This is a genomic window from Lentibacillus sp., from assembly GCF_035301925.1.
Taxonomy (GTDB): domain Bacteria; phylum Bacillota; class Bacilli; order Bacillales; family Amphibacillaceae; genus Lentibacillus.
Genome location: NZ_DATGTI010000007.1, coordinates 1 through 16,721 on the forward strand (window position 1 = coordinate 1; position 16,721 = coordinate 16,721).

General features: G+C 42.4%; 20 protein-coding genes, 1 pseudogene and 1 other annotated feature. All 21 genes and pseudogenes read left to right on the plus strand.

The features are described 5' to 3' along the window. Positions 1 to 148: 148 nt before the first annotated feature. A pseudogene (locus tag VK080_RS00595) lies at positions 149 to 280 on the plus strand (JAB domain-containing protein); the annotation flags it as partial. A 337-nt stretch (positions 281 to 617) separates the two neighbouring features. Then, the gene (locus VK080_RS00600) at positions 618 to 1,658 is read left to right on the plus strand and encodes a rod shape-determining protein (protein WP_324222862.1); all 1,041 of its coding nucleotides are present in this window, start codon (positions 618 to 620) and stop codon (positions 1,656 to 1,658) included. A 12-nt stretch (positions 1,659 to 1,670) separates the two neighbouring features. Continuing rightward, entirely contained in the window at positions 1,671 to 2,552 is an 882-nt protein-coding gene (gene mreC / locus VK080_RS00605) for a rod shape-determining protein MreC (protein ID WP_324222863.1), read from the plus strand. After that, positions 2,549 to 3,088, plus strand: a complete 540-nt coding sequence (gene mreD, locus VK080_RS00610) for a rod shape-determining protein MreD (RefSeq protein WP_324222864.1) — start codon at positions 2,549 to 2,551, stop codon at positions 3,086 to 3,088. Before mreC ends, mreD begins: the two co-directional genes overlap by 4 nt. Before the next feature lie 40 nt (positions 3,089 to 3,128). Beyond that, a complete protein-coding gene (gene minC, locus VK080_RS00615; protein WP_324222865.1) occupies positions 3,129 to 3,815 on the plus strand; it encodes a septum site-determining protein MinC in 687 nt (228 codons plus the stop codon). Continuing rightward, a complete protein-coding gene (gene minD, locus VK080_RS00620) occupies positions 3,808 to 4,605 on the plus strand; it encodes a septum site-determining protein MinD (protein ID WP_324222866.1) in 798 nt (265 codons plus the stop codon). The genes minC and minD overlap by 8 nt, the downstream gene beginning before the upstream one ends. Positions 4,606 to 4,738: 133 nt before the next feature. Further along, positions 4,739 to 5,500 carry a M23 family metallopeptidase gene (locus VK080_RS00625; RefSeq protein WP_324222867.1) on the plus strand — a complete coding sequence of 254 codons (762 nt, stop codon included), beginning with the start codon at positions 4,739 to 4,741 and terminating at the stop codon, positions 5,498 to 5,500. Continuing rightward, positions 5,487 to 6,350 (plus strand): site-2 protease family protein, encoded by an 864-nt coding sequence (locus tag VK080_RS00630; protein WP_324222868.1) that lies wholly within the window; start codon positions 5,487 to 5,489, stop codon positions 6,348 to 6,350. The genes VK080_RS00625 and VK080_RS00630 overlap by 14 nt, the downstream gene beginning before the upstream one ends. Before the next feature lie 68 nt (positions 6,351 to 6,418). Then, positions 6,419 to 6,526: a sequence feature (ribosomal protein L21 leader region), on the plus strand. A 14-nt stretch (positions 6,527 to 6,540) separates the two neighbouring features. After that, positions 6,541 to 6,849 carry a 50S ribosomal protein L21 gene (rplU, locus tag VK080_RS00635; RefSeq protein WP_324222869.1) on the plus strand — a complete coding sequence of 103 codons (309 nt, stop codon included), beginning with the start codon at positions 6,541 to 6,543 and terminating at the stop codon, positions 6,847 to 6,849. 12 nt (positions 6,850 to 6,861) lie between these two features. Then, entirely contained in the window at positions 6,862 to 7,188 is a 327-nt protein-coding gene (locus tag VK080_RS00640) for a ribosomal-processing cysteine protease Prp (RefSeq protein WP_324222945.1), read from the plus strand. Between the two features lie 16 nt (positions 7,189 to 7,204). Then, positions 7,205 to 7,495 (plus strand): 50S ribosomal protein L27, encoded by a 291-nt coding sequence (rpmA, locus tag VK080_RS00645; protein WP_324222870.1) that lies wholly within the window; start codon positions 7,205 to 7,207, stop codon positions 7,493 to 7,495. Between the two features lie 120 nt (positions 7,496 to 7,615). Further along, positions 7,616 to 8,143, plus strand: coding sequence for a Spo0B domain-containing protein (locus VK080_RS00650; RefSeq protein ID WP_324222871.1), 528 nt, complete (start codon positions 7,616 to 7,618; stop codon positions 8,141 to 8,143). A gap of 12 nt (positions 8,144 to 8,155) precedes the next feature. After that, positions 8,156 to 9,436: a GTPase ObgE gene (obgE, locus tag VK080_RS00655; protein ID WP_324222872.1), complete on the plus strand. Its 1,281-nt coding sequence runs from the start codon at positions 8,156 to 8,158 to the stop codon at positions 9,434 to 9,436. A 34-nt stretch (positions 9,437 to 9,470) separates the two neighbouring features. Next, positions 9,471 to 10,322 carry a prephenate dehydratase gene (pheA, locus tag VK080_RS00660; protein ID WP_324222873.1) on the plus strand — a complete coding sequence of 284 codons (852 nt, stop codon included), beginning with the start codon at positions 9,471 to 9,473 and terminating at the stop codon, positions 10,320 to 10,322. A gap of 129 nt (positions 10,323 to 10,451) precedes the next feature. Beyond that, a complete protein-coding gene (safA, locus tag VK080_RS00665) occupies positions 10,452 to 11,387 on the plus strand; it encodes a SafA/ExsA family spore coat assembly protein (RefSeq protein WP_324222874.1) in 936 nt (311 codons plus the stop codon). Beyond that, the gene (locus tag VK080_RS00670) at positions 11,380 to 12,336 is read left to right on the plus strand and encodes a phosphotransferase (protein ID WP_324222875.1); all 957 of its coding nucleotides are present in this window, start codon (positions 11,380 to 11,382) and stop codon (positions 12,334 to 12,336) included. The genes safA and VK080_RS00670 overlap by 8 nt, the downstream gene beginning before the upstream one ends. 35 nt (positions 12,337 to 12,371) lie before the next feature. Further along, positions 12,372 to 13,118 carry an NAD(+) synthase gene (gene nadE, locus VK080_RS00675; RefSeq protein WP_324222876.1) on the plus strand — a complete coding sequence of 249 codons (747 nt, stop codon included), beginning with the start codon at positions 12,372 to 12,374 and terminating at the stop codon, positions 13,116 to 13,118. 64 nt (positions 13,119 to 13,182) lie between these two features. Next, on the plus strand, positions 13,183 to 13,740 hold the full coding sequence (locus VK080_RS00680) for a YhcN/YlaJ family sporulation lipoprotein (protein ID WP_324222877.1): 558 nt from the start codon (positions 13,183 to 13,185) through the stop codon (positions 13,738 to 13,740). A gap of 430 nt (positions 13,741 to 14,170) precedes the next feature. Next, positions 14,171 to 14,902, plus strand: coding sequence for a YebC/PmpR family DNA-binding transcriptional regulator (locus tag VK080_RS00685; RefSeq protein ID WP_324222878.1), 732 nt, complete (start codon positions 14,171 to 14,173; stop codon positions 14,900 to 14,902). Positions 14,903 to 15,101: 199 nt separating this feature from the next. After that, positions 15,102 to 15,707, plus strand: coding sequence for a Holliday junction branch migration protein RuvA (ruvA, locus tag VK080_RS00690; RefSeq protein WP_324222879.1), 606 nt, complete (start codon positions 15,102 to 15,104; stop codon positions 15,705 to 15,707). Positions 15,708 to 15,719: 12 nt separating this feature from the next. Next, positions 15,720 to 16,721, plus strand: coding sequence for a Holliday junction branch migration DNA helicase RuvB (ruvB, locus tag VK080_RS00695; protein WP_324222946.1), 1,002 nt, complete (start codon positions 15,720 to 15,722; stop codon positions 16,719 to 16,721).

The window sequence follows — 16,721 nt, forward strand, 5'->3', positions numbered from 1 at the left end:
GCCTGTATCTTATGTTACTATTAAGTAATTTAAGATACAGGTTTTACTATTTTTGAAATAAGTACCTTCCACTTCAAATACATGTATTCAAAGTGAAAGTATTGATTTAAATGATTCTTTTGTAATTTACTCTTGATAAAAGGTCGCCCCTTCCCAGGAAGACATTCATGTGACAAGACGTTTAGCTGAATCAGGTAAGATGATCGGTATCGAACTTTTGGATCATTTAGTGATCGGTGATCGGAAATTTATCTCATTAAAAGAAAAAGGATACTTATAACACTATCTATTTTTTTATTTTTTTCGTATAATTGAATAGATGTAACACTGTTGGCGCCAGTTTCTGATTTTGACATGAGATTGGCGCTTAATCTGCTTTAGGATCATGTATGTGTGAATATCTCCGGAAGTTCAGATGGAAACATGGGGTCTGACCGCCCCCTTTGTCCCGATATTTGAAATGGTAGAGGAACATGTGAATATTTACTTTAAAATTAAACATGTTTAAAATAATGGATTAGAACTTAAACAATCATGAAAAATAAGATAAATGATAACAGCTTTAACCGGATTTTCTGACAACAAATGAACTGCTATTTTGGGAAAGGAAGATTGTATTGGGAAGATTCAGTTTTTCACAGGATTTAGGGATAGATCTCGGGACAGCCAACACGCTCGTTTTTTTAAAGGGGAAGGGTGTTGTTGTATGTGAACCGACTGTTGTTGCCAAAAATATTGAGACAGGCGAAATTGAAGCAGTCGGAAAATCAGCCCGGAATATGATTGGCAGGACTCCCGGGAATATTTCAGTTGTCCGGCCTCTTAAAGACGGTGTTATTGCTGACTATGATACAACGGCAACCATGATGAAATATTTTATCAAAAAGGCGATGAGCAGAAGGTCGCTTTTTGCCAAAAAACCAAATGTGATGATTTGTGTACCATCAGGCATTACAATGGTGGAAGAACGCGCTGTCGTTGATGCGACGAAACAGGCCGGCGCAAAAGAAGCTTATCCGATTGCTGAACCTTTTGCAGCAGCGATTGGAGCGGGTCTGCCTGTCTGGGAACCGACTGGGAGTATGATTGTTGATATTGGCGGCGGCACAACCGAGGTAGCTGTTATTTCACTCGGTGGAATTGTCACAAGTCGATCGATTCGTACAGCCGGTGACAATATGGACGAAGCGATCACAAATTATATCCGTAAGCATTATAACTTGATGATTGGCGAGCGATCTGCCGAGTCAATCAAAATGGATATCGGTGTGGCGGGGGATGTCACGGAAGATATTGAAATGGATATACGGGGGCGTGATTTATTGACTGGTTTGCCCAAGACAATTACCGTTACATCCAGGGAAATTGCAGGCTCGTTAAATGATACCGTTCAGGATATTATTGAAGCGGTGAAGGATACGTTGGAAACAACACCACCGGAGCTCGCAGCCGATATCATGGACCGGGGAATTGTCCTATCCGGCGGCGGGTCCCTTTTAAGAAATTTGGATAAAATCATTAGCGATGAGACGAAGATGCCTGTATTTGTTACGGATAATCCTTTGGAAAGTGTAGCAATCGGAACAGGTAAATCATTGGAATACATTCATCATTTCCGTTCCCATCCGAATGTATCTTCCCGTCCTACGGTTGAGTAAGCAGGTGTTGACATGAGGCTTTTTCAAAAAAAAAGATTATTTATTCTTTTAATTGGCATCATCATTCTTGTGGTACTGATTGGCTATTCATTGCAGGACAGGGATGAAGAGACGACTGCAGAACAATTCATCAAAGATACAGTTGGATGGGCACAGAATTTAATACACACACCGATTGACTATGTAACAGGTGTTTTTAAAAACATTGATGACATCAAGAATACTTATGAAGAAAATAAGATCTTGCGTAATAAAATAGCAGAGTTTAAAAGTCTTCAGTACGAAGTCCAGGAATTAAAAGAGGATAATGCAGAACTTCGGGAAACATTGGATAAAACAGACTCCATTCGTGAGTATAATCCGATCCAGGCAACTGTTATATCCCGTTCATCCGAGCAGTGGATTGAACAGGTAACCATTAATAAGGGGACTCAGGATGGGATTGAAGAAAATATGGCTGTCATGACGGCTGAAGGAATGGTTGGTAAGGTTGAAACACCTTCAAAATTCACATCAACAGTGAAATTGTTGACAGGATTCGATCAATTCAACCGAATTTCTGCTACGATTTCCAGGGAAGATGACGATGATATTTTCGGCATGATCGAAGGCTATGATGAGGAATCGGATCACCTGCTGTTCAGAATCATTGAAGAGTCGGATAAAGACCTGGAAGAAGGGGAGTTGGTTGTATCTTCCGGGATGGGTGGTGTTTTTCCGGCAGGCTTGCAAATTGGAGAGGTTAAAGAAGTGAAGCCTGATCAATATGGACTGACACGTACTGCCTTTGTTGAACCATTGGTCGACATGTATGATATCAACAATGTCATTGTGGTCGAGCGAGAGCAGGATGAAAATGATTCAGATGAAAACAGGGAGGATGAATCGTCATGAAACGATTACTGATCCCGCTGATACTTTTTCTTTTGCTGATTTTGGAAGGCGTTGCTCTCGATTTATTGCCGGTATCCCTCTTAAAAGGCGATCTCGTTTTCGTTTCGCACTGGGTTTTCGTCTTTCTTGTTCTTCTCGCTATTTTTTTTGACAGGGGGGACACTTATTTTTCCGTCTTTTACGGTTTATTGTTTGGCCTTTTGACTGATATTGTCTATACCGGTATTTTAGGCGTATACATGTTCAGTTATGCATTCGCCGCCTATATGATACATGGATTGACCAAAATACTGCACGCCAATTTTTTTGTAACCATTTTGCTTGGGACGGCAGGGTTAATGATTGTTGAGGTTTTCATCAATCTTATATTTTCCGTTACCGGGGTGGCTGAGTTAGTCTGGAAGGATTATTTGACAGATAGATTGATACCAACAATTATTGCCAATATCTTATGTTTACTCGTTTTATATCCAATTTTCATGAATCGGCTAGTCAGATGGAAAGAAGAACAAATATCGAACAGTACGAGATTTTAATCATATGTGATGTCTGGGAGAATGATGGGGTGAACACAACGTGCTTGAGGAGAACCAAACGATTACAATTAAAGGTACCAAAGACGGGCTGACGTTATTCATTGATGATCACGTATCGTTTGATGATGTTATGAATGAACTCACCGTTAAGCTGTCGGAATACAACCCAAAAAAAGACGAACCAGTCGTTCCGGTAACCGTCAAATTGGGCAATCGGTACATAAATGACCAGCAAAGACAAGAACTGCGGGAATTGATTGGGGGTCATAACCGTTTCACGATTGATTCTTTTGATTCCAATGTGATTCACCGGGATGAAGCGATGACATGGAAGGAAGATAGTGATGTAAAGGTGATTAATAGAATTGTAAGGTCCGGTCAGGTATTGGAAACTGTCGGGGATTTGCTGCTGATTGGAGATGTGAATCCCGGCGGCAGAGTTGTGACAACAGGTAATGTGTTTATCATGGGGAGTCTGCTTGGTATTGCGCACGCCGGCGTAAATGGGGATCGTGAAACAGTCATCGCTGCCTCCTATATGAAACCGAATCAGCTCAGAATAGCAGATTATATCAGCCGCGCACCTGACTACGAAACGGAAGGCGTCTACATGGAATGCGGACTCATTGATGAAGAACAGGATAAGATAATCATTGATCGGCTTCAGGTTCTTTCACATAAACGAAAAGATATAAGCGGGTTTGAAAGGAGAATACTGAATGGGTGAAGCAATCGTCATTACTTCCGGTAAAGGCGGAGTAGGTAAAACGACCACAACTGCAAATATAGGTACAGCCTTGGCTCTGATGGAGAAAAAGATTTGCCTGATTGATACGGATGTTGGCTTACGAAACCTTGATGTCATAATGGGTCTGGAAAATCGGATTATTTATGATATTGTGGATGTCATTGAGGAACGCTGCAAACTTGGACAAGCTTTAATCAAAGATAAACGATTTGACGATTTGACACTTTTACCCGCAGCACAGACGAGTGATAAATCAGCTGTTACAACTGAGGGCATGAAAAAAATCATTCAGGAATTGAAGCAAACCTATGATTATATTATCGTCGACTGCCCGGCAGGTATCGAACAGGGTTTTCAAAATGCGGTGGCCGGTGCCGATAAAGCAATCGTCATTACAACCCCGGAAAAGTCCAGTGTCAGGGATGCTGACCGGATTATCGGTTTATTGGAAAATGAAGCCATAGATCCGCCAAAATTGGTGATTAACCGAATTCGAAACCATATGATGAAAAATGGTGATATGCTTGATATAGATGATATTATGCAAATATTATCGATAGATTTGCTCGGCATTGTCATTGATGATGATGAAGTCATTAAAGCTTCCAATAACGGTGAACCTGTAGCACTTCAGGGAAGTTCGAAAGCTTCTGTCGCGTACAGGAACATTGCACGTCGGATACTTGGTGAAACCGTTCCGCTGCAGTCACTGGAAGATGAAAAAGGGATGTTTCACAAAGTGAAGAAGTTTTTCGGGATACGCTCCTGAAGATTCTAACACATGCTATAAGAGCTATGGCAGCTTGTTAAATATGTTTTCTAAAACCGCAAAATAGTAGTATCATAACTTCTCTTCCTGACTCATACATTTATACAAAAGCATGACAAGGGTTGTGAAGAGAATGAATAAAGGGGTAAAAAAAGTAAGAAAATCGATCAATCAGCGAAAAAAAATGCGTGGTATTGCTTCCGGCGAGAAAGCATCTCAACAAACGCTGTCATCTTCCTTTCCGCAAGAAGAAGAAAAACATGGTTACTACCCTGTTTTCACCGATCACACAGGATCGTCAAAAGGTAATCATAAGCGTATTACCGGCTTTGCCGTTAAAGCGACATTATCAGCAATGCTTTTCCTTACTGCAGCAGTTTTATTTCAGACGGATTCGGAATTGTTATCCGGACCTAAAGAATGGGCGGCCAATAACTTGACAGAGGAGTTTCCGTTTGCCCGTGTCAATCAATGGTATCAGGAAACATTCGGGGCACCAATGGCTTTATCATCCCAATCTTCTGATGATGGACAGGCTTTGGCGCTGCCTGTTAACGGATCTGTTTCAGAATCATTTCAGGCCAATGGAACAGGGATTATGCTTGCACCTGAAAAGGAAACGGATGTTTCGGCTCTGCAGGGAGGTGTTGTCACGTTTGCCGGCAATGACCGGGAACTTGGCAAAACCGTTATTGTTCAGCATGCGGATAACAGTGAAACCGTGTATGGCAATTTAAGTTCAATCGATGTGCATTTATATCAGTTTATTGACAGCGGACAGAAACTTGGTATATTCAGTCCGGATGCTAATAACAAAAGTGTCTATTTTGCCATTGAACAAAATGATACGTATGTTGATCCTGTACAGGTGATTCAAGTTGATGAAACGCCTTAACCTTTTACCGGCAGTCCATATCCATCCCATTCTGTTAATATTTATCATCATCTCATTTTTGACCGGCACTTTTATTGACCTGATGATCATACTGACGATTGTCCTGGTTCATGAACTGGGACATTTTACAGCAGCCAAACTGTTTGGTTGGCGTATCCGCGGTATCATGTTATGGGTATTTGGCGGTGTCATGGAGACAGAAGAGCATGGCACAAGGCCACTGCATGAAGAAGTATGTGTAACACTTGCTGGACCGTTTCAGCATCTAATCATTTACTTGTTACTGTTTTTGTTATCCGGAAGCGAGGTAATCATGCCTTCTGTCACTGAGACGGTTGACTTTTATAATACGGTGATCCTTCTATTCAATTTACTGCCTGTTTGGCCGCTGGATGGTGGTAAATTGGTGTTTTTGCTGCTTTCAGAGAAGCTTCCTTACCGTCAAGCGTATAGTAATGCTATCTTGTTTTCTTTATTTTTCAATGTGTTCCTGGCGCTGAGTATCGTTTTCCTGCTGCCATTTACACTCAGTGCATTTCTTTTGTTTTCCTTTTTGGTGATGGAAAATAAGAGAGATTGGAAACAACGCTATTATGTGTTTATCAGGTTTCTGCTTCTGCGCTATCACGGCAAACACCATTTAAGAAGTATCCAGTCGATTGAAGTGTCACATCATGATATGTTAATGGATGTATTCAGCAGTTTTCGCAGGGATAAAATACATACGATATATGTTAGATTTCCGGGCGATACCCGTCGGCAGATCGATGAAATGGAGTGTCTCCACAGTTATTTTTATGAACAAAATTATAGTAAATCTCTTGGCGAGATTGTCAGTCGTGAATCGTAATGTTTCCCGGCAAAGCTTGACATTTGTTTTTACATCGTGGTAATATTTATACGTTATTCATCGTAGCACCAGTGCTACAACCGCTCAGAACAGGTTTATAAAATCCTTAAATGCGTGTTCAAAAAGGTTAAACAGCCGCTTTAAGGAGTACCTGCATGGCGAGTCTTAGTTATTTAGGGAGGTGCAAAGCATGTACGCGATTATTGAAACAGGTGGTAAACAAATCAAAGTTACTGAAGGACAGGAAGTGTTTGTCGAAAAAGTGGCAGCTGATACAGATGAATCTGTTACATTCGATAAAGTTCTGTTCATCGGCGGCGATGATGTAAAAGTTGGTACGCCATATGTTGATGGTGCATCCGTTACGGCAAATGTTGAAAAGCACGGTCGTCAGAAAAAAATCGATGTTTTCAAATATAAGCGGAGAAAGAATTATCACCGCAAACAGGGCCATCGTCAGCCTTATACCAAATTGGTAATTGATAAAATCAATGCATAAAGGTTATTCATGATGATCAATATCATCGTAAACAGACAAGCTAATCAGATTAAACAGTTCGAATTATCCGGCCATGCCCAAAGCGGTCCGTATGGATATGACTTGGTATGTGCGGGCGTTTCGGCTGTATCGTTTGGGTCAGTTAATGCAGTCATGGCATTAAGTGATGCTGATCTGGAGATTGAACAGGGTGATGAGGGCGGCTTCCTTCGTGTGACGGTACCTGCGGATATACCGGAGAAGACGATGGAAAAGGTCCAGCTTTTGCTTGAAGGAATGCTCATCTCCCTGAAAACAATTGAACTGGAATACAGTGAATTCATCAATATACAGGATTAACAGGAGGTGCCAGAGAATGCTACGTTTGGATTTGCAATTTTTTGCCCAGAAAAAAGGTGCCGGCAGTACAAAGAACGGCCGTGATTCCGAATCGAAACGCCTTGGTGCCAAGCGCGCCGATGGTCAATTTGTGAATGGTGGAAGTGTTCTTTACCGTCAGCGCGGTACAAAAGTCTACCCTGGAATGAATGTAGGCCGCGGTGGAGACGATACATTGTTCTCCAAAATTGATGGCGTTGTAAAATACGAACGCATTGGCCGCGACCGTAAAAGAGTCAGTGTTTACCCGGTTGCTAAAGAAGCATAACACCACGAATGAACAATACAAACTCCAGTCAGTTTAAGGCTGGGGTTTTTTTGGTATTTTGCATCAATTTTTGCTATACTTTTCTTACTATTTATGCAGTCTCTCGGGGGAGGAGAAAAAATGGAGGAAAAAGACGTCATTCAGTTGCTTCGTCATTACCGACATGATTTGATGAACCATTTGCAGATCGTCCAGGGATACCTGAGTATGGGAAATACGGAAAAAGCCCAAACGAAACTGAAAACCTACATGGAGCAGCTGCAGGAAGAAAGCAAACTAGTCAATTTGAATGCCCCTGCGTTTGCTTTATATATACAGCAATTTAATTTTTTACATACGAATTTTCGGTTAACATATCACATACATACTGCAAATAAAAATTTACAGTCTCTGGATTATTTGCTTGCAGAGTGCTGTAAAAAAGTGGTGGAAACAATAGTAGAAGCATCTGACAAAAAGGAATTATATGAACTGGATGTACACATATCTGATGTGGAGCTGGATATGATCGAATTGGAATTTGCCGTCAGCGGCAGATTCTCTGATGAAAAAACACTTATAAAGCATTTGAAGAACATGGATTGGAATATCACAGTTGCGTGCCGTGATGAGACACTTACATGTACTGTCAATATTCCAAATAAATGAGGTGGATAGAAGATGTTTGTGGATCAGGTCAGTGTTTATGTCAAGGCCGGTGATGGCGGGAACGGTATTGCTGCCTACCGGCGGGAAATTTATGTGCCCAAAGGTGGTCCTGCTGGCGGTGATGGTGGTAATGGCGGTGATGTGATTTTTAAGGTTGATGAAGGGCTGAACACGCTGATGGATTTCCGCTATAACCGCCATTATAATGCGAAGCGCGGTGAAAATGGCATGAGTAAAAATAAACATGGCAAAAATGCACCGCCATTGGTCGTTGATGTCCCGCCCGGTACAACCGTGACTGATGAAGATACCGGGGAAGTGATCGCTGATTTAACAGAACATGGGCAGGAGGCTGTTATTGCCAGAGGCGGCCGTGGTGGACGTGGTAATACACGTTTTGCGACAGCAAAAAATCCGGCGCCTGAACTGTCTGAAAACGGTGAGCCAGGTCAGGAACGCAATATTAAGGTTGAACTGAAATTGCTTGCGGATGTTGGTTTAATCGGTTTTCCCAGTGCAGGAAAATCCACACTATTATCAGTTGTTAGTGCTGCCAAGCCAAAGACGGCCGACTATCATTTTACAACGCTGACGCCTAATCTTGGTGTCATTGATACAGATGACGAGCGCAGTTTTGTGATGGCGGATCTCCCTGGCTTGATTGAGGGTGCACATGAAGGCATCGGCCTGGGATACCAATTTTTGCGGCATATTGAGCGGACCCGCGTTTTGCTTCATACAATCGATATGGCAGGGATTGAAGGCAGAGATCCATATGATGATTTTATGAAAATTAACCATGAGCTGAAGGAATATGACGCAAAACTGCTGGAACGCCCGCAGATAATTGCAGCCAATAAAATGGACATGCCGGATGCGGAGAAAAATCTGCATGAATTCAAGACGAAATTACATGACGAGTATCCGGTTTATCCGATTTCTGCACTGACAAAGAAAGGACTCCGCGAGCTCATTTTTGCCCTGGCAGATGTATTGGATAAAACGCCAAAACAAACACGGGAAATCGATGAAACAGAAGAAAAAGTTGTTTATCGTCATCAAAAAGATGATACGCCGTTTACGATTTCAAAAGATTCGGATGGTGTCTATGTTTTATCAGGCGCGAAAGTTGAGAAATTGTTCAAAATGACAGACTTTACAAAAGACGAAGCGGTACAGCGGTTTGCACGTCAGCTGCGCGGTATGGGCGTTGACGAAGCATTACGCCAGCGTGGTGCAAGCGATGGGGATACAATCAGGTTAATGGACTTTGAATTCGAATTCATTGAGTGATCATAGTGGTTGCTGGAGATTGGGGGAAGATTGAATGGTTAAAATTGGTTATCTTGGACCACGGGGAACGTTTACAAAACTGGCGGTTGATACCGCGTTTAATGGCGAACATAAACAGAGTTTTACGACCATTCCGGAATGTATTGATGCTGTACAGAATGAGGCAGTTGATATCGGTGTTGTACCACTCGAAAATGCGATAGAAGGGACGGTACAGTTAACGGTTGATTATCTGGTTCATCAGGTCAGATTGCCGATCATGGCCGAAATAGTTGTCCCAATACAGCAGCATTTGCTGGTTGCGCCGGGATTTTCGGGAGACTTATCCGATGTGCTGGATGTCTATTCACATAGTCATGCTATTGCACAATGCCATCAGTTCCTTCACATGCATATGCCGGATGCGAACCTTAATTTCACGTCGTCAACCGGTAAGGCGGCAGAAATGGTCAGCAACAGTGAAGACAGGATGGCTGCCATTGGCAACAAGCTGGCAGCAAGGGAGTATGGTTTGACCATTTATCGGGAAAATATTCATGATTATCCGAATAACCATACCAGATTTGCTGTTCTGGCAAAAAATAAAGAGATGCTCAATATTAAGCATGAAGCACAGGCAGAAAAGACGAGCCTTCTGATTACGCTGCCGAGCGACTATGCCGGCGCTCTGTATCAAGTGCTCGCAGCATTTGCATGGCGTAAAATGAACCTTTCCAAAATTGAATCAAGACCAATGAAAACAGGCTTAGGAAATTATTTTTTTATTGTCGACGTCAATCAGCCATACGATGATGTATTATTTCCCGGAGTCAAGGCTGAATTGGAAGCGCTCGGTTGTCATGTTACCATCCTTGGTACATATCCTGTTTATCAGATCGATTTATGATTATGACCGTCTGTCTTTAGCAGACGGTTTTTATTATTTTTTTGGTTCAACATTTATGATTGATCTGCATATGTTGATAATGAGTGATTTGCCCAGTATGAAACTGGATTGAAAGGAGTCTGTGTAGAGTTGAAAATTCACATTGTACAAAAAGGCGATACATTATGGGAAATCGCAAAACAATATGGTGCAGATTTTGAGGAAGTGAAACAGCTTAACCCGCAATTATCAAGTCCGGACATGATAATGCCAGGTATGAAAATTAAAATTCCTGCCTCTTCAAAACCGGTTAAAAAAGAAAGCGTGAATCAGAAGGAAACGCAAAAAGAAAAACAGCAACCGGCTGTTGAAAAACCTTACAAAGACACATCACCGAAACCGATGCCGATTATGAAGGAAGATGATGTAAAAAAGCCAAAAGAAGTTAAGCCAATGATGCCAAAGATGCCAATGCAGCCAAAAGTGCCAGCGATGGAACAAGAAACAAATTACTACACAACCATCAACCTACCGCAAATACCAACCTACACAAAACCGGAAAAGGAATCCTCCGATAAGCATAAGAAGATGTGTTATCAGCCACACGCAAAACCTGAGTTGCCGATTCATCAGCATATGCCATACGCTCAACCGTCTATGCCGCAAGTGAGCCCGTATTCAGTCGGACACAAGGACTGTGGCTGCAGCGGTCCGAAACCAATACAAATGCCTATGTACCAGCAGCCAATGCAGGCACCAAAGCATATGCAGCATCATCCAAAACCAATGCACCACCATAAGGCCCATATGCCGCAACCCTCATACTATGGCAACATGATGGATCCGCATAAATCAGCGCCAAGTATGGAAATGCCGGGAAATCCTATGCATCATCACAATATGAACAATAACGGATCATTCAGTCCAAAATTCCCCCCGAATCCGATGGGGATGCAGTCGGGTTATCATTATCCACAAATGCCACCAGCGTTCCTGTCGCATTCCACAGGCCATCATATGCTAATGCCGCAACCACCCGGATTCCATAAGAATTTCCGTGATGAGGAAGATTCGGCGAGTGAGTGATTTTAAGCAAAGAGACGACGTGAGTATGGATCGTCTCTCTTCTTTTTTGCAGAAAAAAGGGATGCTGAAAACGGATTATATAGATCGGATCCGGAAGAATGTATTCTACCTGGAAACGAACCATGATAACAAACTTATTCTTAAGCGTCATCATAACATACGTCGTGTTGAGTATCAGTGGCGTTTTTTTGAGCAACAAACCACTTCCTTTATCGTTTCATTTCAGCGATACCCAAATCAGAAACAAATTCTGGCTGGCAATGGTCAGTATTGGACGATCTCTCCCTATATACCGGGACAAAAATTAAATTATAAAACTCATGAAGATCGTAAAGCCAGTTTACAAACACTCAGAACCTTTCACGATGAAACGAAAGGCATTAAGCTTCCCAGGCCATTGCAAAAAGAACGTTTTTATATGCGGTCGTATAAAAGACTGCAGCATTTCCAGAAAACCGAACCTGTATTTTGGAAATGTGGGTTAATGTCACTGTTTACAGATATCGTTCAAACAACGGAAAATCAACTGCAGAACGTATCTCTTTTTCCATGGGCAGAATGGGAGGAACGAGCCAGGAAGTCAGGCACCTGGATTCACGGTGATGTCGCTTCACATAACTTTATCCGGCATTCAGGACAGATTTACATGATTGATTTTGATTTACTTTCGTGTGCTCCGGAAATATATGATTATGTACAGCTCGGCCAGCGTTTTTTGTCATATTTAAACTGGGATCTGCAGCAGCTTTTATCCTATAAAATGGTCAGTGATCGGTTTATGTGGCCGTGGTTGCATGCCATCTTGATCCCAAGTGATATTATGCGGGAATGGTTGCATTATATAAACAGCGATTCCGGCAGGCCTGTTAGCGATTATTTAGCCGAAATGGAAGCAAATTGGATAAAACGTCAATCTTTTTTTAAATTGGCACAAAGCATGCTAAACTAACAATAGGAAACTGAACAAAAAATAGGGTGATGATTGTGGAAAAAACAGTAGAAGAAATCGTGCAATGGTTACGGGAAAGAGTACATGAAGCGGGTGTCAGCGGTTTAATGGTCGGTGTCAGCGGTGGGCTTGATTCAGCAGTGGTCGCACATCTGATTCAGCGGGCTTTTCCTGACAATTCGCTTGGGGTCATGCTGCCGCTGAAGAATAACCCGGAAGATATGGACCATGCTAATAAAGTGATGGAAAGTTCGGGAATCAATCACTTGACTGTTGATCTGACCGAAACACATCAAATCATGTACACGGCAATCCGTAGTCAATTAATGGAAAAAAACGCTTTCAAAACTGCGAGTGATCAGCTTGCCGGCGCAAATCTCCGGGCGCGTCTGCGCATGAGTACACTTTATACATTGGCGGCTCATTATAATTATTTGGTTGTAGGCACGGACAATGCTGCAGAGTGGTATATTGGTTATTTTACGAAATATGGTGATGGCGGTGTTGATATCCTGCCATTGGTGGAATTCACGAAACAAGAGGTAAGAGAGATTGGAGAATATCTGGGAGTTCCTGATGAAATTTTAGCTAAAAAACCAAGTGCGGGACTTTGGGAAGGACAGACAGATGAAGCTGAAATAGGAACGACCTATGATAAAATTGATGCTTATTTGGATGGTGAAGAAATACCAGATAAGGATAAAGAAATGATTGAGAGAAAACATCGGCGTACTGCTCACAAACGTGAACCTGTAAAGCAATTTCATCGTACGGATCAATAATTCCTTATTTTAACTGTTTAAAATAACCTCGCTTATCCAATCTAATGGTAAGGGAGGTTGTTTTATGCAGAGAGTCAAATGGATGATAATACCACTTTTTACGGTTGTACTTTTCGGCTGTGCACAATATGAATCGGGAGAACAGGACGACTCGGAAAATATGAATTCACAGCCGATCAATTATGAAACCGAAGAAGAGGAGAAGGAACGGCTTGGAGCAGAAGATCAAGGTATTGATGAACAGGGCGGCTACCTGCAGAGTGAACAAAAAGAGCTGAATGATGGTGACGAAAATGCAAAGAGTGACGCGTTCACAAATGAAATGTCCATGTCTATTTCTAAACACTTACAAAAGCGTAAAGATGTCAGACAGGTACAGGTTGCCGTTACTGATGAGAGAGTGGTGGTTGGCATTATGCTGAGTGAACATGCACCACCTGATATGCGCGAGCGGGTTGAACAGGAAGTACAGGAGATGGTCCCCACGAAGGAAGTATACGTTTATACGGATGATATCTATTGGGACCGCATGCGTAATAAAGATAAACAGCTTGACCAGTTAAATGGGGACATACGTGAGTATCTGCGCGAATTTTTCAACCGTGACAGAGAACATTTTTAGTGTATGCCGGTTGTGCGGCTTATCACTGCTTTTCTTATAATTACAATCGATCACGGGACTGAAAAAGTGGCATTATTTTTAAATATTATTTAAGATGCCACTTTTTTGCCTTTCGGTACGATTATAGTTATAGAAGGATGGTGACGTGCCACTTTTCACCGACTTAACTGGGAGCGACTTTCCGCGTTATTGAAGAATAGGAAGGAAAGAAAACGGGAAACAACCAGTGGAGAAAATCACGCTGCTGAAGAAGTTTCGCTTTTCCCCGCATGTAATGGACAGTAACCCGCCACTGTCCCTAAATGCCCGATTCGGCTCAATTAACATTCAACGGGGAAAGATCACCCCATTGAATGAAGTTTCACTTTATTGATTGCTGTTTTTTTGGTATAGTTAATAAGGAAATTTGCTGGAGAGAGGAGAAAGTCCTATGGCTGGTCATTCTAAATGGCACAATATACAGCGCAGAAAAAATGCGCAGGATGCCAAAAAAGGCAAAATATTTATGCGCCATGCCAAAAATATATATACCGCTGCCAAGGAAGGCGGGGGTGACATGGATATGAACGCCGCGCTAAGGACGGCTGTTGAAAAGGCGAAAGCGGACAATATGCCGAACGACAATATTGACCGTGCCATCAAAAAGGCAACCGGCGGCCTTGATGGAGCACATTATGAAGAAATTACCTATGAAGGCTATGGTCCGGGCGGTGTTGCTGTTATTGTCAATGCATTGACGGACAATAAAAACCGTACGGCTTCAGAAATCAGGCATGCGTTTAAGAAAAATGACGGAAATCTTGGCGAGAACGGCAGTGTAACATTCATGTTTGACCGTAAAGGCTATATCGTTGTGGAGGATGAAGATGGATCCGTTGATGAAGATGAGATCAGCATGGAAGTGATTGAAGCCGGCGCAGATGATATCACTGCAGAGGATGGTGTATATGAAATATATACCGATCCGGAAAATTTTCAACATGTGCGCGACCATCTGCGCGAGAACAATTATGAACTTGCCCAAGCCGAGGTGACATTTTTTCCACAGACGTACAGTACCCCCTCCGAAGATGACGAACAAAAAATGCTGAACCTGATCGACATGCTGGAAGACAGCGAGGATACACAAGATATTCATCACAACATGGAAGTATCAGAGTAATCGAAACTTTTAATCCCGGATATAGTGGTCATTAGCCCGCCAAAATAGCTGACTGTGAAGATCTGATTCTGTTAACACATCCAGTGGATAACCTCCTTCCACTGGATGACGTTTGTTTTATGGAGAATGGGCGTTTTCTTTCTGCCAACAGGGAACAGTTATGTTAAACTAGGTTAAGGATTAAAAAGGAGAAACGTCAATGATCGCTTATATAAAAGGAATATTGGTCAATATACATGAAGATGCCGTGATTGTTGATGTACAGGGGGTTGGATATGAGATTACCTGTGCCAATCCTTTTGCGTTTCAGGCATCATTGCAAAACGAAGTAACGATCAGTACATATCATTATGTCCGTGAAGATACTCAAGTGCTGTACGGCTTTCGGAATCAAGATGAGAAATTGTTGTTCACAAAGCTGATTTCTGTATCGGGGATCGGGCCAAAAGGTGCATTGGCTATTCTGGGAAGTGTTGATACAAAGGGGTTCATAGAAGCGATTGAACGTGAAGATGATAAGTATCTGACAAGCTTTCCCGGTATCGGCAAAAAGACAGCCAGGCAAATTATTCTTGATTTAAAAGGCAAATTAACCGATATCACATCAATTCCTGCTCAGACTGCTGCGGATACCCAACCCGAGAAAGAATCGGATGGGTTGCAGGAAGCCCTGGAAGCCCTAAAATCACTGGGATATACAGAGCGGGAGATAAAATCAATTATACCTGAACTGCAGAAAGAAGACAGTCTTCATACGGATAAAATTGTTCGAAAGGCGCTAGCATTATTAATGAAAAAGCAGTAAGGTGGGATAATGATGGATGAACGCATGGTTACAGGTGAATTGCAGGATGAAGATTCCTCTGTTGAACTGAGTCTCCGCCCCACAAATCTGAATCAGTATATAGGTCAACAGAAAGTCAAAGATAATTTAAGTATTTTCATCCAGGCTGCCAAAATGCGTGAGGAAGCCCTTGACCATGTATTATTATATGGTCCGCCGGGATTAGGTAAAACGACACTGGCAGCCATTATCGCCAATGAGATGGGTGTACAGTTTCGTTCTACATCCGGTCCGGCAATTGAGCGGTCAGGTGATTTAGCTGCCATCCTGTCATCTCTGGAACCTGGAGACGTTCTGTTTATTGATGAGGTCCACCGGCTCCCAAGGTCTGTTGAAGAAATATTGTATCCGGCAATGGAAGATTTTTTTATTGATATTGTGATTGGCAGCGGCCCAAGCGCACGGTCTGTACAAATTGATTTGCCGCCGTTCACCCTGGTAGGGGCAACCACAAGAGCCGGGTTGTTGTCCGCACCGTTGCGTGACCGGTTTGGTGTTCTGAGCCGTCTTGAATTTTATGGTGAAAAAGAGCTGTGTCATATTGTCGAACGTACCTCGGAAATTTTTGAAACATCGATCACCCATGAAGCAGCTCTGGAGATTGCTGGCCGTTCACGCGGTACACCCCGGATTGCCAACAGGCTGTTGAAACGGATTCGTGATATATCACAAGTCAAGGGGGAAAAAGAAATCAGCCTGGAAACGACAGATCATGCACTGGATATGCTGCAAGTTGATGATGCAGGACTGGATCATATTGACCATAAACTGCTGAAAGGTATGATTGACGGTTTCCAGGGTGGACCGGTTGGATTGGATACAATTGCAGCAACGATTGGTGAAGAAGCTCAGACAATTGAAGATGTATATGAACCATATTTGTTGCAGATTGGTTTTATTCAGCGCACACCACGTGGACGTGTCGTGACACCAAACGCATATCAGCATTTTGGGATAAGGAAAGATGACAGATGA